At 71.6% G+C, this 21995-nt stretch carries 15 protein-coding genes; 5 read left to right on the top strand and 10 right to left on the bottom strand.

Translation table 11 applies throughout. The annotated features are described in order from the left end of the window. Nucleotides 1-83: 83 nt before the first annotated feature. Nucleotides 84-410 carry a hypothetical protein gene (locus tag WG209_RS15970; protein WP_337176064.1) on the bottom strand — a complete coding sequence of 109 codons (327 nt, stop codon included), beginning with the start codon at nt 408-410 and terminating at the stop codon, nt 84-86. 98 nt (nt 411-508) lie between these two features. Then, nucleotides 509-766, bottom strand: a complete 258-nt coding sequence (locus WG209_RS15965) for a hypothetical protein (protein WP_337176063.1) — start codon at nt 764-766, stop codon at nt 509-511. A 172-nt stretch (nt 767-938) separates the two neighbouring features. Here WG209_RS15965 and ccsA point away from each other — a divergent pair, with 172 nt between their 5' ends. The 3 genes from ccsA to WG209_RS15950 all read left to right on the top strand — a co-directional run bounded on the left by ccsA (nt 939) and on the right by WG209_RS15950 (nt 5831). After that, nucleotides 939-1811 (top strand): cytochrome c biogenesis protein CcsA, encoded by an 873-nt coding sequence (gene ccsA, locus WG209_RS15960; protein ID WP_337176062.1) that lies wholly within the window; start codon nt 939-941, stop codon nt 1809-1811. Beyond that, nucleotides 1808-3133 carry a glutamyl-tRNA reductase gene (gene hemA, locus WG209_RS15955; protein WP_337176061.1) on the top strand — a complete coding sequence of 442 codons (1326 nt, stop codon included), beginning with the start codon at nt 1808-1810 and terminating at the stop codon, nt 3131-3133. Before ccsA ends, hemA begins: the two co-directional genes overlap by 4 nt. A 193-nt stretch (nt 3134-3326) precedes the next feature. Continuing rightward, nucleotides 3327-5831 carry a Calx-beta domain-containing protein gene (locus WG209_RS15950; RefSeq protein WP_337176060.1) on the top strand — a complete coding sequence of 835 codons (2505 nt, stop codon included), beginning with the start codon at nt 3327-3329 and terminating at the stop codon, nt 5829-5831. Nucleotides 5832-5891: 60 nt separating this feature from the next. Here WG209_RS15950 and WG209_RS15945 read toward each other — a convergent pair whose 3' ends face one another. The 7 genes from WG209_RS15945 to WG209_RS15915 all read right to left on the bottom strand — a co-directional run bounded on the left by WG209_RS15945 (nt 5892) and on the right by WG209_RS15915 (nt 17258). Then, nucleotides 5892-7109: a P1 family peptidase gene (locus WG209_RS15945; RefSeq protein WP_337176059.1), complete on the bottom strand. Its 1218-nt coding sequence runs from the start codon at nt 7107-7109 to the stop codon at nt 5892-5894. Beyond that, complete coding sequence (locus WG209_RS15940; RefSeq protein WP_337176058.1) at nt 7106-8560, bottom strand: potassium/proton antiporter; 1455 nt, start codon at nt 8558-8560, stop codon at nt 7106-7108. Before WG209_RS15940 ends, WG209_RS15945 begins: the two co-directional genes overlap by 4 nt. Nucleotides 8561-8746: 186 nt before the next feature. Next, on the bottom strand, nt 8747-11803 hold the full coding sequence (gene secD / locus WG209_RS15935) for a protein translocase subunit SecD (protein ID WP_337176057.1): 3057 nt from the start codon (nt 11801-11803) through the stop codon (nt 8747-8749). 263 nt (nt 11804-12066) lie between these two features. Beyond that, nucleotides 12067-12402, bottom strand: a complete 336-nt coding sequence (yajC, locus tag WG209_RS15930; protein ID WP_337176056.1) for a preprotein translocase subunit YajC — start codon at nt 12400-12402, stop codon at nt 12067-12069. A gap of 83 nt (nt 12403-12485) precedes the next feature. After that, on the bottom strand, nt 12486-13646 hold the full coding sequence (tgt, locus tag WG209_RS15925; protein ID WP_337176055.1) for a tRNA guanosine(34) transglycosylase Tgt: 1161 nt from the start codon (nt 13644-13646) through the stop codon (nt 12486-12488). 1 nt (nt 13647) lies between these two features. Further along, a complete protein-coding gene (locus WG209_RS15920; RefSeq protein WP_337176054.1) occupies nt 13648-15024 on the bottom strand; it encodes a DNA-directed RNA polymerase subunit alpha C-terminal domain-containing protein in 1377 nt (458 codons plus the stop codon). A 446-nt stretch (nt 15025-15470) separates the two neighbouring features. Further along, a complete protein-coding gene (locus WG209_RS15915) occupies nt 15471-17258 on the bottom strand; it encodes an aspartate kinase (protein ID WP_337176053.1) in 1788 nt (595 codons plus the stop codon). A gap of 275 nt (nt 17259-17533) precedes the next feature. Between WG209_RS15915 and WG209_RS15910 the strand changes: the two genes are divergently transcribed. Further along, nucleotides 17534-18880, top strand: a complete 1347-nt coding sequence (locus WG209_RS15910) for a glycosyltransferase (RefSeq protein ID WP_337176052.1) — start codon at nt 17534-17536, stop codon at nt 18878-18880. Between the two features lie 223 nt (nt 18881-19103). Then, complete coding sequence (locus WG209_RS15905) at nt 19104-20429, top strand: UDP-glucose/GDP-mannose dehydrogenase family protein (RefSeq protein WP_337176051.1); 1326 nt, start codon at nt 19104-19106, stop codon at nt 20427-20429. Here WG209_RS15905 and WG209_RS15900 read toward each other — a convergent pair. Then, a complete protein-coding gene (locus WG209_RS15900) occupies nt 20381-21586 on the bottom strand; it encodes a tetratricopeptide repeat protein (RefSeq protein ID WP_337176050.1) in 1206 nt (401 codons plus the stop codon). The two genes, WG209_RS15905 and WG209_RS15900, sit on opposite strands and share 49 nt — an antisense overlap. Between the last annotated feature and the right edge of the window lie 409 nt (nt 21587-21995).

Raw genomic sequence — 21995 nt, 5'->3', positions numbered from 1 at the left:
GCCGTTGATCTCTCCGGCCCGTGGAGGGCAAAGGCCATGCCGGCCGGCGGGTCGATCTCGGGCGGCGAGCGGGCGCGCCGGCGTCAGTGCGAGTGGTGGACCGGGGCGTCCTGGTGCTTCCTCAGCTCGGCCTCCAGGGCGTCGACGCGGGCCTGGAGCTTGTCCAGGTCCTCCTTGTGGACGACGTTGACGCCGTCCATCGCCTTCTTGACCAGGGAGCCGACCCGGTCCTCGAAGTCCTTGCGGGCGTCCTCGGACTGCTTCATCAGGTTGTCGACGAACTCGCGGCCCTCGACCTCCCCGAGCTTCGCCTGCGCGGCCAGGTCGCGGCCCAGCTCCTCCACCTTGTCCTTGGTCATCACGGCCAGGCCCACGCCGGCCAACATGGTCCGCTTGATGAGGTCGATCATCGTCGGCGTTCCTCCCAAAGCATCGGGGCGACGGGCCCGCCGAGGATGGCGGGCCGCTCCTCTTTAACTATTATAGGGCCGTCGCCACCGCGCCGCCCCTACTCGAAATCCGCGTCCCGCCGATGGTCCCGCCCCCGCCCGCTCACCCGATCCCAGTGGGGCCGCGAGAAGACCTGGAGATGGCCGCAGTCGTCGCAGCGGCGGGCGGGGAGCTTCATGCCCTTCCAGAAGAACCGCTTCCAGAATGGGAGGCCGTTCGGGATGAAGCGGAGCCCCTGGGCGCGGATCTCTCCCCGGGAGTACGACCGGCCGCCGCAGGCGGGGCAGGGGAGTTCGGCCCGACGTTCGTCCTTCATCACATCCCTCCGGGGGCCGACGTCGGCCCTTCATGGGTGGTATTCGCCGAGGGTCGCCGAATATTGCCCCGGCGTGGCGCCCCTGGGAATCCGCGGCGGTTCGCTCTACAATAGGGGCCACGCGCCCCGCCATCGCGACCCTCCTTGAGATGGACGAGGAAACCCACCGGGAATGGATCGGCTTGAGATCCTCTGCTTCGCCGGGACGTATGGATTGGCCCTCGCGGTCGAGCTGGCCCGGGTCGCGGTGCGCAACCCGCTCCGGTGGTACGCGGGGGTCGGGCTGACGGCCCTGGCGTGGCTGGTGCAGACGGCCTACCTCGTGAACCGGGCCTGGACGTCGGGGACCGCGCTGCCGGTGACGACGCCGTTCGAGTCGGTCATGGTCCTCTCGTGGGTCGTGGCGCTGATCGCGCTGTACCTGATGGCGCGGTGGCCCCGCCAGGTGGCCGTCGGGTTCTTCACGCTGCCGCTGGTGCTGGGGCTGATCGCCGGCGCGGCGTGGTTCGTCCCGCGGGCCGAGGCGGGGCGGGAGTGGGACGGGGCGACGGCCTTCTGGGGGACCGTCCACGGCGTCTTCCTGCTGGCCGGCGCGGTCTGCGCGTCGCTGGCCTTCGCGGCGGGGCTGATGTACATGGCCCAGATGCGGATGCTCAAGTCGAAGTCGATCAAGAGGCACGGCTTCTCGCTGCCGAGCCTGGAGCAGTCCGAGCGCGTGAACCGCGGCGCCGTGGTGGCGGCCTTCCCGCTCCTGACGGTGGGCCTGCTGATCGGCGCGGCGCTCAGCGTGGCGGAGATGAGGAAGGGGGCGTCGCTGGCCGTCCCCTGGAACGACCCGAAGGTCCTCAGCGCCCTGGGGATGTGGCTGGTCTTCGCGGTGCTGCTGCACGCCCGGTTCCGGCCGTCGATGCGAGGCCGGTCGGTGATGATGCTGACGATCGCGGCGTTCGCCTTCCTGGTCTTCACCTGGGTCGGCGTGGAGGCCCTGCGGCTGCCGACGGCCCACGGGCCGGCCCGGACGGCGCGGGCGGGGGGTGGGCCGTGAGGCTGCTGGCGCTCGGGGTCGACCACCGGTCGGCCCCCGCGACGATCCGCGAGGCCCTGGCCTTCGGCGACGACCGCCTGGGCCCGGCGCTCGGCGCCCTGCGCGAGGCGTTCCCGGGCAACGAGTTCGTCGTCCTCTCGACGTGCAACCGCGTGGAGGTCTACGCCGCCGGCCCCGACGACGTCGCGCCCGGCGTCGACGCGATCGGCGACTTCCTCGCCGGCTTCCACGGCCTGCGGCACGAGTCGTTCGCCGGGCACCTGGTCGGCTATCACGACGAGGCGGTGGTCGGCCACCTGTTCCGCGTGGCCGCCAGCCTGGAGAGCCTGGTGCTGGGGGAGGGGCAGATCCTCGGCCAGGTGCGCGAGGCGTACCGCGCGGCCGTGGCCAGCAAGGCCGCCGGGCCGGTCTTCCACGCGGCCTTCCAGCACGCCCTGCGCGTCGGCAAGCTCGTCCGCGAGAAGACCGGGATGGACCAGGGGAAGCTCTCGGTCGCCAGCGTGGCCGTCGACCTCGCCCGCGAGGTCTTCGACACCTTCGCCGACAAGACCGTGCTGGTCATCGGCGCCGGCAAGATGGGGGACCTGACTCTCCAGCACCTCAAGTCGCTGAGGCCCGGCCGGATCCTCGTCGCCAACCGCAACCCCGAGCGCGCCGAGGCCGCCGCCGCCCGCTGGGACGGCCGGGCCGTCCCGTTCGACCGCCTCAACCAGGCGCTCATCGAGGCCGACCTGGTCATCAGCACCACCGCCGCCGCCGAGCCGGTCGTCGAGTACGACCAGTACGTCCGGGTGCAGCGAGCCCGCCGCAACCGCCTGGCGTTGATCCTGGACATCGCCATCCCGCGCGACTTCGACCCGCGCATCGGCGACCTGGACCAGGTGACTCTCTATCACGTGGACGACCTGCGCGCCCAGGCCGACCAGAACCTCTCGCGACGCCGCCAGGGGGTGGAGCCGGCGCTCCAGATCATCGAGCGCGAGACGGCGGCCTGCTACGCCGCGCTCCGCCGCCAGCAGGACGCCGGCGCCCTCCTGCGGCAGCTCGGCGACCGCGCCGACCAGATCCGCGAGCGGGAGCTGGAGTTCCTCTTCCAGAACCTCCCCCACCTCTCCGAGTCCGACCGCGCGGCGATCGCCCACATGGCCGCGCGGCTCCAGAACCAGTTCCTCCACCACCCCCGCGCCGCCGTCCGCTCCGCCGCCTCCGAGCCGATCCCCCCCGACGCCCCCCACCCCGTCCTCACCGCCGTCCGCCACCTCTTCGGCCTCGCCGACGGCCCGCCCCCCGCCCCCAAGCCGGGGCTCAAGGAGATCTCCTGAGGCGGCCAGCGTCGCGCCGTCGCCCGCGAGCATCCGACCACCCCATGCCGATGCCCTTCCCGGATCTTCCAACAGGGCGGGGGGGCGCGCCGGTAAAATCACGGCGGTTCCGATCCGAAATCTCTCGCTCATCCTCCGCCAACCCCGCCGCGTCGCGGGCCCCACGGCGGGTTTCAGCCCGGGAGCGACCGCCATGAGCAATCCCCTCGCCAGGACGCGACGTCGACGGCGCGCGCCGATCGTGGAAGCCCTGGAGGATCGCCGGCTGCTGGCATCCCACGTGCCGGGCGACGTCATGACGATCTCCGAGGGGGCGTCTCCCGGAGAAGGGTCGTTCGGTGCCGTGCTCGTCGGCGACGATCGGCTGGTCGTCGCCTGGGAGGAGGACGTCGGCGGCGGGACGGGGCTGGACGTCTACGCGCGGTGGTACGGCGTCGGCGGAGCGCCGATCGGCGACGCCTTCCGGCTCAACGTCGACGCCGCCGGGGACCAGGCCTCGCCGCGGGTGGAGCTGAGCCCCGACGGCGAAATCGTCTTCGCCTGGTGGAGCGAGGAGGGCCTCGAAACCCGTCGCTACGAGCCTGACGGCGCGGCCGTCGGCGGGCCGGTCGCGCTGGCCGGGTCGGCCGGGCTGTCGCGCGACTTCGAGCTGTTCGGCGCGACGGCCGACGGCCTCTCGATCCTCGACGACGGCTTCCGGGCGCGCCGGTACGGCCTCGACGGGTCCGAGACGGCCTCGATGACGCTCGCGCCGGCCGAGCCCCACTGGGAGGCCGTGGAGTCGGACGCCCGGGACCGGGCGGCTTACCAGGACGGGACGACCCTCCTGACGTGGTCGGAGGTCCGGTTCGGCGCGAGGCCCCCGTTCCTCGACTCGCGCGTGATGATGGGCTATTTCGGCCCGGACGGGAGCCTGATCTCCAAATACGTCGTGAAGCTATACACCACCAGGCTCCACGGCTTCGCCGAGGACCTGGACCCGCGGCTCCTGGAGTCCTCGTCGCGGATCGCCTGGCGGGGGGACCTCCCCGACGACGCCCCCTGGATGGAGAATCCCACGACGCGCTGGTTCGAAACCTCCAGCTACGCCTTCGGGTCGGAGCCCGTTTATATCGCGCGGTACGACGAGGATGTGCCGGCGGAGCAAGCCGACGGGGTCCCGACGGCCATCGACGCCGACTTCCTGGCCTACGTCCACTACGTCCGGCCCGGCTCGCCCGGCGGCGTGGAGAGCTACTTCCGCGTCTGGACGCCCCAATTCCTCCCGATCCCGTCCCCCGCCGGAGGCTATCGGTACTGGCGTCCGGGGGAACCGATCCCCACGCCCGAGCTGGCGCCCGGGACGTTCGACGCCGTCCAGATCCTGCCGACCGGCGGCGGCGACGTCTGGCTGCTGTGGAACGGCCCCGAGGGGGGCCTGAACGCGCAACGGTTCTTCGACGCCACCCCGATCGTGACGTCGCCGGACGGGCCGGCGACGGTCGGCGAGGCCGACGGCCGGACGACGATCCGGCTGGCCCGCAACGGGGACCTCTCGCGGCCCCTGACGCTCCGATACAAGACGTCCTCCACCGACGCGTTGCCCGGATACGATTTCGTCCGCGCCGACGGCACGGTCACGTTCGAGGCCGGCCGCTCGGAGGCGACCATCTCGGTGGACATCCTGGACGACGACGCGGCCGACGGCGACAAGACGTTCACGGTCGAGGCCTGGGATCCGACGGAAGCCGCCGCGATCGGGGTGCTCTTATTCGACGTGACGGTCCTCGACGACGAGCCGGAGGCGCTCCGGCCGCTGTCGTTCTTCGACTATGGCGCGGCGGGCCTCTGGTCGTTCAACGAGGTCGCCGGCTGGACCAAGCTCAACGACGTTGCCCCCCGTTCCATGCTCGCGACCCCGGGAGGCACGCTCTACGCGGACTACGGGGGCGCCGGCCTCTGGTCGTGGGACGCCGTCCGGGACTGGCGCAAGCTCAACGACGCCGCCCCCGAGGCGATGGCCCACGGGACCGGCCGGCTGGTGCTCGACTACGGCTCCCAGGGCCTCTGGTCGCTGGGCGAATTCGACGGGTGGGCCCAGCTCAGCCCGGCCGACCCGAGGAAGGTCGTCGGCGACGACTCCGCGATCCTCGTGGATTTCGGCCCCAACGGCGTCTGGAGCTGGGACGACGCGCGGGGCTATCTGCGGATCGGCCCCGACAGCCCGGAAGGGATGACGTTCCTCGTCAACGACTTCTACTTCGACTACGGCGCCAACGGGCTCTGGCGCTTCCACCCCGCGTATCCCAGCGGCCAATGGGAGTGGGAGCGGCTCAGCCCCGCCGACCCGACCTCGATCGCGGTCGAGCCGGATCGCGGCGCCCTCTACGTCGACTTCGGCCCGGACGGCCTCTGGCGATGGGACCGCGTCGACGGGTTCCAGCGCCTTGACGCGACGCCCGCCGCCCGGTTCGCGATCGGCCCGAACGATTCGGGCACCCACGCGGCCTACGTCGACTACGGCGCGGCCGGCCTCTGGTTCTGGGACTGGCCGACGGGCGCGGTCAAGCTGAACGACGCCTCCGCCCTGGCGATCGCCACGGGGTCTGGCGACGACGTCATCCTCGACTTCGGCGGCAACGGGGTCTGGCGATGGAGCCCCACAGCCGGCTGGCGCCGTATCAACGAGGGCTCTCCCCGGGCCATCGCCCGGACGTGATCCCCCCGCCGGCCGGGCCCCTCAAATCCCGGCCCGGCGTAAGTTCGATTCGATGCGCCCTCACGGGATCATGCGATGCTCTCGCAGGATCTCGCGGACGCGGTCGACGGGGATCGCCTCCACCTTGCGGCCGTCGCGGCCGGTCATGTCCTCGGCCTTCAACAGCGCGTTGGCGACGGCCTCCTCGACCCCCTCGAGCGCGGCCTGGAAGAGGGGGGAGAGGGCGTCGGTCGGCAGGACGGCGCGAGGCCGGGGGGACTCGTCGCCGTGGGGGACGCGGAGCCCCGGCGCGGTGGAGAAGGCGATCGCGTAGTCGCCGCTGCCGTTGCTGAACGACGAGCCGGTCCGGGCCAGGCCGAACACCGCCCGCGCGGCCAGACGCTCCAGCGCCCGGGCGTCGAGCGGGGCGTCGGTCGCGACGACGATCATGCACGAGCCGTCGCCGCGCGCCTCGGGGCCCTCGCGATCGTCGTCGCCCATGGCGGTCCGGAAGGCGTGCCGCCCCAGCGCCCGGCCGACGGGGGCGCCGGCGATCGTCAGGACGCCGCCGAAGTTCGCCTGGACCAGCACGCCGACGGTCCAGCCGCCGTGGCGGTCGGGGAGCCGGCGCGACGACGTGCCGATCCCCCCCTTCCAGCCGAAGCTCTCGCAGCCGGTTCCCGCGCCGACGTTCCCCTCGGCGACCGGGCCGGCGGACGCCTCGCGGATCGCGCGCCGGACGTGCTCGCGGCGGACATGCATGCCCCGGATGTCGTTCAGGCCGCCGTCGTTGGTCTCACCCACCAGCGCGTTGACGGAGCGGACGTCGGCGTTGCCGGGGCGGTCGATCGCCTCGCCGACGACGGCCGCGACGGCCTCGCCGACGGAGAGCGTGTTGGTCAGGACGACGGGCGTCTCGATGGTCCCCAGCTCGCGGACCTGGGTCGAGCCGGCGAGCTTGCCGAAGGCGTTGCCCACGAACACCGCGCCGGGGACCTTCTCGCGGAACAGGTCGCCGCCGTGCGGGAGGATCGCCGTGACGCCCGTGCGGATCGAGTCCCCCTCGATCAGCGTGACGTGGCCGACCCTCACCCCGGCGACGTCCGTGATCGCGTCGAGCGGCCCCGGCTCGAACACCCCCGGCGCCGCGCCCAGGTCGCGCAGGCGGGGCCGCCCGGGGGGCTCCTCGGCGAGGGCGAGGCCCGGGGCGGCCGCGAGGGCGGAAGCGAGGCCGAGGACGAGGCCAAGGCCGGGGACGCCGCGCCGGACGCCCCTCGCGGATCGCGCGATGGTCGTCACGCCGGCACGCCCTGGCCCGAGAGCGCCTCCCGGATGCGGTCCTCGTCGCGGGCGTGGGCCAGCACCGTGACCTGGTCCCAGCCCAGCAGGCGGGTGCCCCCCTTGGGGACCACCACGTCCTCGCCGCGCGTGACCAGCGTGATGACCGATCCCGGCGGCAGGTCCAGCTCGGAGATGACGGGTCCCGGCTCGCCCTGGTCGCCCGGGATGTCCACGACGATCAGGTCCATGTCGCTCTTGGCCATCGTGACGAGTTCGAGGTTGTAGAGCGGCCTGGGCCGCGAGGGCGTGGAGAAGCCCAGCCAGTCGGCCACCTTGACCAGCGTCGACCCCTGGATGCCGATGGACAGGAGCACCACGAAGAAGACCATGTTGAAGACGTCCTGGCCGACCTCCATCCCGGCCGCCAGCGGGTAGGTCGCCAGGATGATCGGCACCGCGCCGCGGAGGCCGGCCCAGGCGACGAACACCTTGGTCCGGTTGGTCAGCCCCATGCCCAGCGTGCCGAGCCAGACGGCCACCGGCCGGGCCACGAAGGTCAGGACCAGGAACACCAGGATCCCCTTCAGGAACAGGCCCCCCCACTGGTGCGGGTAGACCAGCAGGCCCATCATGATGAACATGGAGGTCTCGGCCAGGGTGGAGAGGGCCGAGAGGAAGTTCGTCACGCCCTGCTTGTGGACGAACGGCTCGTTGCCCATCACGTACCCGGCGACGAAGACGGCCAGCATGGCGCTGGCGCCGGCCGACTCGGCCAGGCCGTAGATCATCAGGACGACGGCGAACGACAGGATGTAGTAATGGCCGCGGTCGCGGGGCCGCAGGCGGTCGAACATCCGGGCCACCCCGTGGCCGAGCAGCCAGCCGATGCCGATGCCGGCGGCGAACTTCCAGAGGAACGACGCCAGGACGACGGTCCAGCGGGCGTCGCCGATGGTCAAGGCCTGGACGACGGCCAGGGTGAGCAGGATGGCCATCGGGTCGTTGGCCGCGCTCTCGATCTCGACCGTCGAGGAGAGTTCCTCGGGCAGCGACTGGCCCTGGAGGATCGAGAAGGTGGCCGCGGCGTCCGTCGACGACACGATCACCGCCGGCAGCAGGGCCAGCTCCATCGGCCACCCGAACGCCCCCCAGAGCACCAGGAAGGTGACGGCCGCCGTCAGGACCACGCCCCACGTCGCCAGGCCGATCGCCGGCAGGGCCACCCTGCGGAGGTTCTCGCGACGGGTGCTGAACCCGCCCTGGAAGAGGATGAAGACCAGCGCGAGGTTGGCGACCTCGTTGGCGAGGTCCACGTCGCCGAAGTCCCACCACCCCAGGACGTCGCTGCCGAACAGGATGCCCGCCCCGAGCGCGATCAGGATAACCGGGACGCTCCAGCGGTCCAGCAAGGCGGCCACGAGGACCACCATGAGGAGGATCACGGGCGTGATCAGGTACATTTCAGCCATCGGGTCGCGTCCTCGGGTCAGTTGCGATTGTTGTAGCTCTCGCGACGCGGACGCCGCTCGAATCCGAGTGCGGGCCACGGCCCGGGCCCGGGGCGTCGCTCGCGCGCCCCGGACGAAAAAGGCCCTCGCCCGGGCGGTGCCGGGTGAGGGCCTGGAGGTACGACGACGATCCGGAGGCCCCAGGCCTCAGCGCGAGGCGACGGCCCTCGACGCCTTGTCGCCGGGCTTGGCGGCGTCGCGGACGGCCTCCTCGTGGCCGATGAAGTCGATCAGGATCGGGGTGGCGATGTAGATGGTGCTGTAGGTGCCGGCGAGGAACCCGATCGTCAGCGCGAAGGCGAAGCCGTGCAGCCCCTCGCCCCCCATGACGTACAGGACCACGACGACGAGCCAGGCCGTCAGCGTCGTCAGGATCGTCCGGCTGAGCGTCTGGTTGATGGCCGAGTTGACCAGGTCGGCGGTGAGGTGGTGGGTCCGCCCCTTGATCTCCCGGATCCGGTCGAAGATGACGATCGTGTCGTTGACCGAGAAGCCGACCAGCGTCAGGAACGCCGCGACGATCGGCAGGTCGATCTTGAACTGGTCGATCATCAGCGCCGTGTTCAGCCCCGGCACCTGGGCCAGCCAGTAGCTGGCGGCGACGGCGCCCAGCGTCACCAGGACGTCGTGGACCAGCGCGATGACCGCGGCCAGGCCGTAGGTGAACGAGTGGAACCGCCACCACAGGAAGCCGATGATGATGACCCAGCTCGCCACGATGGCGATGACGGCCAGCATGCTGGTCTCGGCGGCGACGGTGCTGCCGAAGTTCGCGACCCGCTCGAAGAGCATGTCGCGGTTATTCGCCAGCGAATCCTTCAGGGCGGCGAGCTGGGCCGAGGCGATCTCGGGCTCCAGGTCGGTCCTGAGCGTCAGCTTCGTCCCGCCGACGGCCGCCTTGTCGGCCTTGGGCCCCTCCGCCAGGACCTCGAACCGCGAGGTCGGGTTGGCGATCCCGGCGGCCGAGAGGACGCGGGCGAACTCCGACGAGACGACCTGGGCCGGGGGCTGGGTGCTGTTGAACGCCGTCGTGTTGAACGCCAGCTCATACTCCCGCCCGCCCGCGAACCGCGCCGAGGCCGTCGGCGCCTTGGGCTCGGCCCCCGCGGCCGGCGCCGGGGCGCCGGGGATCGGCTTCTCGCCGACGACCGTCATGTCGATCTTCGCCAGCGCCGGGCCGAACGACTCGATGATCTGGCCCTTGACCTGGTCGACGTCCTGCTCGGTGGTCCGGATGTTGAACCGGCCGGCCCGGCCCGTCTGGCCGGTGACGCGGAGGCTCTCGATCGTCACGTCGGGCAGCACGCCGGCCTGCTCGCGGACGAACTCGGTCCGCTGGCTGTCCGACAGGCTCTGGACCGAGGCGTCCTCCTCGTTCAGCCGGATCGTCACCAGCGTGCCGCCGGTGAAGTCGATGTTGTACATCGTCCGGCCCCGGGCGAAGAACGCCCCCAGGCCCAGCAGGATGATCACCAGCGACAACGCCATGCAGTAGTAGCGCTTGCCGACGAAGTCGATGTTCGTCCTGTCGAACATCTTGCGGAAGTGCATCTCCTTCAGCCAGCCCTCGGCGTAGGCCGTCTCGAAGATGTACCGCGACATGAAGACGGCGGTGAACAGGTTCCAGAGCATGCCCAGGATCATCGTCAGCGCGAAGCCCTTGACCTCCTCCGTCCCCACCGCGTACAGCACGCCGGCGGCCAGCAGGTTGGTGACGTGCGAGTCGAAGATCGTCACCCACGCCCGGTTGAAGCCGTTGCGGATCTGCTGCGACAGCGTCGCCCCGCGCTCCTTCTCCTCGCGCATGCGCTCGAAGACCAGCACGTTGGCGTCGACCGCCATGCCGATCGTCAGCGCCAGCCCGGCGAGGCCCGGCAGCGAGAACGTGGCGTGGATGAAGGCCATCGAGCCCAGCAGCAGGATCATGTTCGCGATCAGGGCGATCACCGCCACCACGCCGGCGAAGCGGTAGTACCAGATCATGAAGATCGGCACGGCCAGCATGGACACCCAGATGGCCCGCCAGCCCTTGGTGATCGAGTCCTCGCCCAGCGTCGGGCCGACGTTCTCCTCCTGCAGCGGCGTCTTGTTCAGGCTCGCCGGCAGGCTGCCGGCCTGGAGGATGTTGACGAGGTGCTGGACCTCCTTCACCTTGAAGCCCTGGCCCCCCCCCTCGATGATCCCCGAGTCGCGGATCTCCGAGTTGATCGCCGGGGCCGACATCACCAGGTTGTCCAGCAGGATGGCGAGCTGGTAGTGGAACCGCCCCCCCTCCTCGGGCAGGTGCTCGCGGGTGAGCTGGCCGAACTTCCGCGCCCCCTGGCGGTTGAACTGGAAGCCGACCGCCGGCTGGAGCTTCTCGTCGGTCTGCTGGTAGGCGCGCGACAGGTAGGCGCCGGTGACGTTCTGGCGGTCCTCGACCACCAGGATGTAGGTCTCGGTCCGCCCCTCGGAGACCGGCTCCTCGCGGATGATCGGGTCGGAGGGCTGGGGGTCGGCCGGGTTGCCGCCGCGGATGCCGCTGGGGTTGTACGCGATCTCGTACGACTCGACCGTCGCCAGGCCGTGGGGCTCGGCCAGGGTCAGCGTGTCGGTCGTGTTGCGGAGGACCGGGATGGCCAGCCGCTTCTCGGCCCCGCCGGCGTCCTTGCCCGCGACGATCACCTCGGTGCCTGCGTAGAGGTCGCGCCTCCAGTTCTGGCTCGTGTCGGTGATCGTGTCGGCCGTGAACTGGGGGTCGGTCCCGCGGGAGACCTCGCCCAGCCGCGCCCACTTGTAACGCGCCGGGGGCTTGCCCAGGCCGCCGGGGCCCATCGCGCGGGCGATGGCCTCGGAGTCGTGCTTGCGGTTGGCGAGGATCCGGAACTCCAGCGAGCCGACGTCCGTCAGCATCGCCTTGACGTCCTCGACCTCCTCCGGGCTGGCCTTCGGCAGGATGATCTCGATCCGGTTGCCGCCGATGTTCCGGATCGGCGTCTCCTTCACCCCCTGGGGGTCGGCCCGCTGCTTCAGGGCCGCGATCAGCTCCTGCATGTCGAAGTTCGGGGCCGACGCGCTCTCCTTGGTGACCTCGTAGACGAGGATCGTCCCCCCGGAGAGGTCGATGCCGAGCTTCAGCTTCTTCTCCGGCGGATACATGGCGATCAGCCCCAGCAGGGTCGATCCCACGATCAGGACGCTTTTCCAGTTCAAGAATCGTTTCATCGGCGTTCCTCAGGCCCCGCGGGCGGCGGCCGACCTCGGTCCGTGGTCGGCCCGGTTGGGAGTCTCGGTCGGATCAATTCGCGTCAAGTCGGTTCGGGTCGGTCGGGTCGAGGCCGGCGAGGCCTCGGCGGGCTCGGGAGAGCGCCAGCGGCCGGCGCCGCGTCGGGGACGCTGGCGGGCCCTCGAATGCTCCCGGCGCGACGACCCGGCTCGAGAAAGCCGCCCGGCGCCGGATCGTACTCGGCTCCCTCCGTCGCCCCTCGTCAGTCGGACGTCCCCACGACCCGCGTGATGCTGGACCGGGCGAACTTCATCCGGACGCCCTTCTCGTCGTCGATCCGCAGGACGACCGCGTCGGCGCCCTCGTCGATCGACACCACGACGCCGAAGGCCCCGCCGGCGGTGACCACCCGGTCGTTCTTCTTCAGGGCGGCCAGCATCGCCCGGCGCTTCTTCTCCTGATCCTTCTGCGGCAGGTAGATCATGAAGTAGAAGAGCAGGGGGATCGGCAGCAGGAACAGGAGCGTGGTGAAGTTGCTGGGCGCCGCCGCGTCCTGGGCGAGCAGGGGGGCGATCGCGTCGAACAATCCGGGCATCATGAAAATCCGTTCGGTCTCGTTGCGTCTCGCGGGGCCGCGCGCCGTCGGGGCCGGCGGCGGGCCTAATCCTTGCACTCTAACGACTAGGGCCCCAGGGCATCAAGGACGTCCAACCGCAACTGGACGAATCGACCCTCGCGGATCGCCTCGCGCATCCGGCGGACGAGGCGGCGCAGGTACGCCAGGTTGTGGATCGACGCTAGGATCGGCCCCAGCATCTCCTTGGCGATGAACAGATGACGGAGGTAGGCGCGCGAGAATTTCACGCACGCCAGGCAGTCGCACCCCTCCTCCAGCGGCCGGGGGTCGCGGGCGTGCGCCGCGTTCCGCAGCTTGATGAGGCCGGCGTCGGTGAAGCAGGTGGCGTTCCGGCCGTTGCGGGTCGGCATCACGCAATCGAACATGTCGATCCCGGCCGCGACCGCGTCGAGCAGGTCCTGCGGGCGGCCGACGCCCATCAGGTAGCGCGGGCGGTCCTCCGGCAGGAGGTGGACGGAGACGTCCAGCGCCTTGCGGACCTCCTCGCGGCTCTCCCCGACGCTCACCCCGCCGACGGCGTAGCCGTCGAAGTCCATCGCGACCAGCTCGGCGGCGCAACGGCCGCGCAGGTCCTCGTGCGCGCCCCCCTGGACGATGCCGAAGAGCGCCTGGTCGGGCCGGGACCTGGCGGCCTTGCACCGCGCCGCCCAGGCGATCGTGCGGTCGACGGCCCGCTCGATCAGGCGCTTCTCGGCCGGGAGGGGGGGGCACTGGTCCAGGCACATGGCGACGTCCGCGCCGAGCGCCTCCTGGATGGCCACGGCGCGCTCGGGGGTCAGCTCCAGCAGCCGGCCGTCGAGGTGGGATCGGAACGCGACGCCGCGGTCGGTGACCTTGGCCTTGTCGGCCATGCTGAAGACCTGGAAGCCGCCGGAGTCGGTGAGGATGGGGCCGTCCCAGGCCATGAAGCGGTGCAGGCCCCCCAGGGCCGCGACGACCTCCTCGCCGGGCCGCAGCGCCAGGTGGTAGGTGTTGGCCAGGATCATGCCGTCGCAGGCTTCGCGCAGGAGCCCCGGGGTCAGCCCCTTGACGGTCGCCTGGGTGCCGACGGGCATGAAGATCGGGGTCTCCACCGATCCGTGGGGCGTCTCCAGGACGCCCGCGCGGGCGGACGAGCCGACGTCGCGCGCCGTCGCGGCGAAGCGGACGGGGCGGACGCCGACGGGGGCCGTCGCGCGAGTGGCCTCTCGGGGGGTGGCGCTCAAGTCAGTCGTTCTTGAGCTTCAGGCCCAGCGCCGCGAGCTTGTCGCGGACCTCGTTGAGCGAGGTGACGCCGAAGTTCTTGCATTCCAGCAGGTCGTCGCCGGATCGCCTGGCGAGGTCGCCGACGGTCTGCAAGTTGAGCTTGCTCATGCACTTGCGGGCCCGGACGGAGAGGCTCAGCTCGCTGATGGGCTTGTTGAGCAGCGCCTGCACCTCCGGGGAGACCTCCTGGACGGGCTCGGCGCGGTGGTCGACGCCGGGGCCGCCGCGCTCGGCGCCTTCCAGGGCCATGCCCAGGCGGACGCCCTTGGAGCGCATCATCTCCTTGATCTCCGCGAGCGAGGTCTCGCCGAAGTTCTTGGAGGCCAGCAGCGCCGCCTCGGTGGTGCGGGTGAGGTCGCCGAGCGTCCGGATGTTCATCTTCCGCAGGCAGTTGCGGCTGCGCACGGAGAGCTCGAAGTCGGTGACGGGGATCTCGAGGAGCTGTTTGAGGACGGTGTAGCCCTTCTCGGCCTCCTCGTCGTAGTACATCCCCTTGCTGGCCTGGCAGTCGCGCAGGAAGAGCCGGGCGCGGGGGTGGTTCGGGTCGTGCTCCAGGACCTGCCGGTAGCACTGCTCGGCCTCGCGGAACTTCATCTCGTCCTCGTACAGGACGCCCAGGTTGATCCAGGCGGCCAGCGGGACGGGGGGGCGCTCGGTGCAGCGCTTGTAGAAGTCGACGGCGGCCTCGTCGTTGCCGTGGAGGTCGTTGATGTAGGCCAGCTCGAAGAGGGCGCCGTTGTGGTCGCGGTCGAGCTCGACGGCCTTTTCCAGCTCCACGGCGGCCTGTTCCAGCTCGCCCTCGGCGGCGAGGATGGCCCCGCGCTGGAAGTGGTACTCGGCGGACGAGCCGACGGACGACTCCAGGCCGTCGAGGATCTTCTTGGCCTCCTCGACCTTGGCGCGGCCGGCCTCGACCTTGCCGTCGGCCTCCTCCATCCGGCCCAGGCGACGCAGGGCGCCGGCGCGACGGAGTTCGGAGTTCCTGGCGTCGTAGCCGAGCTTGGCCGACTTGGCGAACGCCTCGGCGGCCTCGGCGAACTTCTGGAGGTTCTCGTTGGCCAGGCCCTGGAAGTAGAGGGCCATGCCCAGCTCGCCGGCGCGCTTGAGATTCTCGAGCCCGGAGGGGTAGCGGCCCAGCAGGACCTCGCCGACGCCCAGCCGGAGGTGGGCCTCCGGGGTGCCCGAGGGCTCCTTCTTCTCGCGGTCGCGGATCGTCGAGACGGCGTCGCGGAGGGTCCGATATCGGGAGGGGTCGCGGTTGAGCACTTCGCGCAGGTCGGCCACGGCCGAGGCGTCGAAGGGCGTGCGATCCATGATCGCGCGGACGTCCGTGGTCATTATCTCAGTCATCGCCGATTCTTCTCCGTTCGCCGTCCGCCTGCCGAACCCAAGTCATCCCCGCGCGCACGGGCCGCGACGCCCGCCCCCCAGAGGCTGGAACCCAACATCTTAGCGATTTCACTTGACTTGTCAAAGACCGGGGTTTCATGAACACCGGGCCACGCGGGCGGGGACGCGTGATCCCCGGACCAGCTTCACCGCCGATGGGGGTGCTCCAGGGCACCGAAGGCATGTTGCGACGGCGTCGTGGGGGTCGTCTCAATCCATCATCCCGCCGTCGCGTGGGCAGGTAGCGCCCGGGAAAGTGTCGGCAACCCGGAGTTGCGTCGTCCGGGGGGCCTCGGAATGGCTCCGAGGCCGCCCCGATGTCGCCGAGACGCGGGGACGGCCCGGCGGGTCGATCGATCTTGAGGGCTTGAATCGGCGAGCGACGGGCCGCCTGCTCACGCCTCGTCCAGGCGGAAGGCCTTGCGGAGGCAGGCGAGGGCGAGCTGGCCGTTGGCGCGGTCTGCGCCGACGTTGACGCGGACCTCGCTGGTGTTGATGAGCTTGATGTTGATGGAGGCGTCGGCCAGGGCGCGGAACATGGCGGTGGCGACGCCGGTGTGGGTCCGCATGCCGACGCCCGCGACGGCCAGCTTGGCCAGCTCGGGCTCCACGGCCACGGTGCCGCCGAAGGGGCGGACGGCCTCGGCGGCGCGCTCGGCGGACTCGCGGGGGACGGTGAACGACAGGTCGGTCAGGCCGTCCAGGCTCACGTTCTGGACGATCATGTCGACCATGACGCCCGCGTCGCCGATGGCGCGGAAGACCCTGGCGGCGTGGCCCGGCTCGTCGGGGACGCCGAACAGGGCGACGTTGGCCTGGGTCTCGTCCAGGTCGACGCCGGCGATGACCAGGTCTTCCATGCCGCGGGGGAGGTCGGCGTCGGCGTCGGAGGCGACCAGCGGGACCAGCTTCAGCGGGCGCTCGCCGGCCGGGCTGGGGCGGAACGGCTGGGGGGCCTCGGCGTGGATCTCGTCCAGCAGGAACGCCTTGTGGACGGCGCGGAGGGCCGCGGCGGCGTGGGTCCGCTCGATCAGGACGCTGATCTTGATCTCGCTGGTGGTGATCATCTGGATGTTGATCCCCTCCGCGGCGAGCGCCTCGAACATGGTGGTGGCGACGCCGGTGTGGGTGCGCATCCCCAGGCCGACGACCGACACCTTGGAGACGTTGGCGTCGTGGCGGACGCCGTCGGCGTCGACGGCGCCGGCGGCCTCCTCGGCGGCGGAGAGGGTCTCCGGGAGGTCATCCTTGGCGACGGTGAAGCTGACCTCGGCCTTCCCGTCGACGGCGACGTTCTGGACGATCATGTCCACGACGATCGCCGCCTTGGAGATGGTGTGGAAGATCCGGTGGACGGCCCCGGGGCGGTCGGGCACGCCCAGGATGGTGATGCGGGCCTCCTCCCTCGCCAGCGCCGCGCCGTTGACGGGGACGCCCAGGCGTCGGGCGTCGGCCTCGGCCACGATCCAGGTGCCCGGCGCGTCGGAGAGGCTGCTGCGGACGTGGATCGGGACGCCGTACTTCTTGGCGAACTCGATCGAGCGGGAGTGCATCACGCCGGCGCCGAGGCTGGCCAGCTCCAGCATCTCGTCGTAGCTGATCCGGTCGATCTTGCGGGCCTCGGGGACGATGCGCGGGTCGGTGGTGTAGACGCCGTCGACGTCGGTGTAGATCTCGCAGGCCGAGGCGCCCAGCACGGCGGCCAGGGCGACGGCCGTGGTGTCCGAGCCCCCGCGCCCCAGGGTCGTGATGTTGTAGTCCTCGTCGACCCCCTGGAACCCGGCGACGATGACGATCCGCCCCTGGCCCAGCGCCGCCTTCACGCGGTCGGTGGAGATGTTGCGGATCCGGGCCTTGGTGTGGAAGCTGTCCGTGACCAGGCCGATCTGGGCGCCGGTGAAGCTGATGGCCGGGACGCCCAGCGCCTCGACGGCCATGGCCATCAGCGCGACGGTGATCTGCTCGCCGGTGGAGAGCAGCATGTCCATCTCGCGCGCCGGGGGGCGCTCGTTGATCTCGCGCGCCAGCTCGATCAGCTCGTCGGTGGTGTGGCCGCGGGCCGAGACGACGACGAGGACCTGGTCCCCCCTCTGATGCGCCTGGATGGCCCGCCGCGCGGCGGCCAGGATCTTGTTCGAATCGGCGACGCTGGTGCCGCCGAACTTCTGCACGAGCAATCCCACGGTCGACTCCCGTCTCGTCTCGCCACTCGCTTCGCCGCTGGAGAGGGGGGGACGCCCGCCGGCGGCCCGAGCCCGGGGACCATTCTAGCGACGCCGGCCGGATTCCGCGAGGAGTCGCCCGGCGGCGCCGCCGCGACCTAGAAAATCCCCGGGGCGGCGATTCGTCGGTGGACAGCCGACGCGGCCCTCGGGAAACTGGGGGGCTTGGCCCCCGCGGCGCGGCGCGTCGAGGGCGTCCACGTCGCCCGGTCAACCCAGGAGAGGGCATCAACCCCATGCAGCCGCAGCGCGAGAGACCCCGAGTGCTCCTGATCGCCGAGGCGGCCAACCCGGAGTGGTCGAGCGTGCCGCTGGTGGGCTGGTCCCACGCCGAGGCCCTGGCGAAGGTCGTCGACGCCCACCTGGTGACCCAGGTGCGGAACCGGCGGGCGATCCTCGCCGCGGGCCTGGAGGAGGGGCGGGACTTCACGTCGATCGACTCCGAGGCGGTCGCGCGGACGGCCTGGCGGGTCGGCGAGATGCTGCGGGGGAGCAAGGGCAAGGGCAAGAGCTGGACCATCGTCCAGGCGCTCAGCTCGGTCTCCTACTACTACTTCGAACATCTCGTCTGGAAGCAATTCGGCAGGCGGATCAAGGCCGGCGAGTTCGACGTGGTCCACCGGCTGACGCCCCTCAGCCCGGCCTCGCAGAGCAAGCTGGCGGGGCTCTGCCGCCGCGCCGGCACCCCCTTCGTGCTGGGCCCCCTCAACGGCGGGCTCCCCTGGCCGAAGGGGTGGGGGCAGGTCAGGTCCGCGGAGCGGGAATGGCTGTCGCGCGCCCGAGACGCCCACCGCCTGCTCCCCGCCTACCGCTCGACCCGGCGCAACTCCGCGGCGATCCTCGTCGGCTCGCGCGCGGCGTGGGACGACCTGCCGGCGAAGTATCGCGACAAGGCGGTCTACCTCCCCGAGAACGCCATCGACCCGAAGCGGTTCCCGACGCCGACGCCCCGCCGCGCGTCGACCCCGGTCCGCCTGGTGTTCATGGGCCGGCTGGTCCCGCTGAAGTGCGTCGACGTGGTCCTGGAGGCAGCGGCCCCCTTCCTGCGGTCGGGCGCCATGACCTTCGACATCCTGGGCGACGGCCCCCAGCGCCAGGAGCTGGAGCAACTGGCGGAGAGCGAGGGGATCGCGGGCGCCGTCACCTTCCACGGGATGCTGGACCATTCCCAGCTGGCCGGGGTGCTGGAGCGTTCCGACGTGCTGGCCTTCCCCAGCATCCACGAGTTCGGCGGGGCCGTGGTGCTGGAGGCGATGGCGATGGGCGTCGTGCCCATGGTGGTCGACTACGGCGGGCCGGGCGAGCTGGCCTCCCCAGGGACCGGCTTCCTCGTCGAGCTGGGCGACCGGCCGGCGCTGGTCGCGCGCTATCGCGAGCTCCTGGAGCGGATCGCCCGGGAGCCCTCCACGATCGACGGCCTGCGCGACGCCGCGATCCGCCGCGCCCGGTCCCTCTTCACCTGGGACGCCAAGGCCCGCCAGGTCCTGGAAGTCTACCGATGGGTGCTCGGCCAGAGGCCGGACAAGCCCGACTTCGCGATGCCCATGCCCGACCTCCAGGAGGCCGGCGCGGCGGCCTCGTGAGCCCGACGCCCCGCGCGGTGGGCTTGATGATCTCCCGGCCTGTATTGATAATACGCCCCCGGCGGAAATCCTCCGCCGACGCCCCTGGGACGACGAGGGACCGACGGCTCGGAAGCCCCTCCCATGCATTCGTGAGGATTCGATTCACCCAGGCTCGCGCGGGCCGCCCGGACGTCGCCGGCGCGGGCGCCGCGAGCCGGGGGCTGTCGCGAGGATCTAGGACGTGAAGATCGCGGTGATCGGGACGGGATACGTCGGGCTGGTGCAGGGCACCTGCCTGGCCGAGAGCGGCAACGACGTCGTCTGCATCGACAAGATCGAGGAGAAGATCGAGGGGCTGAAGCGGGGCAAGATCCCGATCTACGAGCCGGGCCTCGCCGAGCTGGTCCACCGCAACTTCCGCGACGGCCGGCTGAAGTTCAGCACCGACCTCCCGGGCGGCATCGCCGACGCCGAGATCGTCTTCATCGCGGTCGGCACGCCCCAGGGGGACGACGGCGGGGCCGACCTCTCGGGCGTCTTCGGCGTCGGCAGGCAGATCGCCGAGGCCCTCAACGGGCCCAAGGTCGTCGTCATCAAGAGCACCGTCCCGGTCGGCACCAACGCCGAGCTGACCCGCCGCATGGCCGAGGTCGCCAAGGCCCCCTTCGACGTCGCCAACAACCCCGAGTTCCTCAAGGAAGGGGCGGCGCTGGAGGACTTCAACAAGCCAGACCGCGTCGTCGTCGGCGTCCGCCGACCGGAGGTCGCGGAGAAGCTCCACGAGCTGTACGCCCCGTTCCTCCGCACCGACCGCCCGTTCCTGGTCATGTCGCCCGAGAGCGCCGAGATGACCAAGTACGTCGCCAACTGCCTGCTGGCGACCAAGATCAGCTTCATCAACGAGATGGCCAACCTCTGCGAGGAGTACCAGGCCGACGTCAACGACGTCCGCCGCGGCATCGGCCACGACCAGCGCATCGGCTTCCACTTCCTCCACCCCGGCGTCGGCTACGGCGGGAGCTGCTTCCCCAAGGACATCCGCGCCGTCATCCACATGGCCCAGTCTCGCGGGCTCCCCTCCCGGATGATGCTGGCGGTCGACGAGGTCAACGAGGCCCAGAAGCAGGTGCTCGTCCGCAAGGTGACGGAGCACTTCCGGGGCGACCTGGCCGGCAAGACGATCGGCGTCTGGGGCCTGGCCTTCAAGCCCCGGACCGACGACATCCGCGAGGCCCCGGCGCTGGTGCTGATCGACGCGCTGCTGGCCCAGGGCGCCCACGTCCGCGCCCACGACCCGGAGGCCATCCCCAACGTCCGGGCGATCTACGGCGACCGCGTCACCTTCTGCGACCGCCCCTACGGCGCGGCCGACGGGTCGGACGCGCTGGTGGTCGCCACCGAGTGGAACGAGTTCCGCAACCCGGACTTCGAGGTCCTCAAGCGGCTCCTGAAGCGCCCGGTGGTCTTCGACGGCCGCAACGTCTTCGACCCGGAGCGGATGGTCGAGATGGGCTTCACCTACCACGGGATCGGCCGGCTCGTCCCCGAGGCCCCGGCCGCCGGCTGAGCCGCCGGCGGCGGCGGCTCGCGCCACGCCCGCGCCAGGTCGGCCAGGCCGACGCGGGCGCAGGCGTCGGCGATCGTGGCGCGGGCGCCGGGGCGGTCCACCTTCGAGAAAGCGTCGTCCAGCGCCCGGCCCGTCGTCACGGGGTCGAGGGCCTCGCGGGCGCGGGCGACGGCCCTCGCCTCGCGCTCGGCCTCGTCGCGCCTCCCCAGCGCGGCCAGCGCCCGCGCCAGGCGATAGCGACAGCGCCAGTCGTGGGGGGCGGCCTCCAGGGCTCGGCGGAAGGCCTCGACGGCGCGCTCGGGGCGGCCGTCGTATTCCAGGTCCCATCGGCCGCGCGAGCGGTCGTAGCGGGCGTCGCGCGCCGGCTCCGGCCAGGCGTCGAGGGCGGCGCGGCCGCGCTCCACGTCGCCGTCGTCGGCCAGCGCCGCGACCAGCGCCTCGCGCGGGTTCGGGAGGTCGGGATGGGCGGCGACCAGCGCCTCCAGCCGGGCGATCCGCTCCTCGCCGCCGGGGTCGTCGGGGCGGGGATCCGCGCCGATCCGGCGCAGCAGGGCGGCCTCGGCCTCCACGTCGTCGGGGTCGGCGGCGATCCACTTCCTGAGCGTGTCGCGGGCGAGGTCGTCGGGGACCTCGGCCAGCGCCGCGAGGGTCAGCTCGCGGAGCACCGCGGGGCGATCCGCGGGGGCGACCTTCTCGACCGCCTCCCGTCCGACGGCGGCGGCGTCCAGCCAGCGGTCCTCCACCCGGAGGATCTCCAGGCGGAGGAGCCACGCGCGGGCGAGGGTCGGGTCGACGGCGGTCGCGCGCCGAAGGGCGTCCTCCCCCCGGGCGGCTCGCCCCAGGGCCAGGCAGGCGCGGCCTTCCTCCAGGTGGGTCGCGGCGGTCGCGGCCGGCGAGGCGTTCACCCGCCGCCACAGCTCCAGGGCCTCCCGCCAGTCCTTCCGCGCCGCCGCGGCCTCGGCCCGACGCCTCGTCGTCGCGGGCGCCTCCGGCCGGGTCGCCAGGAAGGCGACCAGCAGGGCCAACGCCAGCGCCGCGGCCGCCGCCCCCGCGACGACGGCCCGACGCGAGCCCCGAGGCCGAGGCGGCTCCGCCGGCCGGGCCGACGTCTTCGGCGTCGGCCGATCCCGGCGACGTTCTGGGCGACTACGAGCCATGGACGAACGACCCCGCTCCCGATGCGACCACCAACCGCCCCATCCTGATCGATCCGGAGCGGCTTGGGAACCCCGCGCGGGGGAGGACGGGACCGGTCCGCCTTGATCGTCCTCGGCCGTGCGGCACGTTCATGACGGCCTCGCGCGATGGCTTCGTTCGCGCGCCGGCGCCACCTCATGGATCACATTATCGCTTTCCTCGGCATCGACTTATAGCGGAATCAACTTGGGTTCGTTCGTCGTTTTCGAAGTGGTTTTTTGCTCGACGCCAGGGCCAGTGAGCGCGGAACACGCGTCCCCTCTCCCGCCGGGAGAGGGTGGCCCGGAGGGCCGGGTGAGGGATGTCGGATTTCGGAGATGGCGATGGTTCAGGATGGCGGGGCCGGCGCTACTCTCGAAGCGCGGCGAC

It is taken from the genome of Paludisphaera sp. (assembly GCF_037189885.1).
Lineage (GTDB): Bacteria > Planctomycetota > Planctomycetia > Isosphaerales > Isosphaeraceae > Paludisphaera.
The sequence above is the reverse complement of the archived record's forward strand: the minus strand, read 5'-3'. Positions and strand labels throughout refer to the sequence as shown.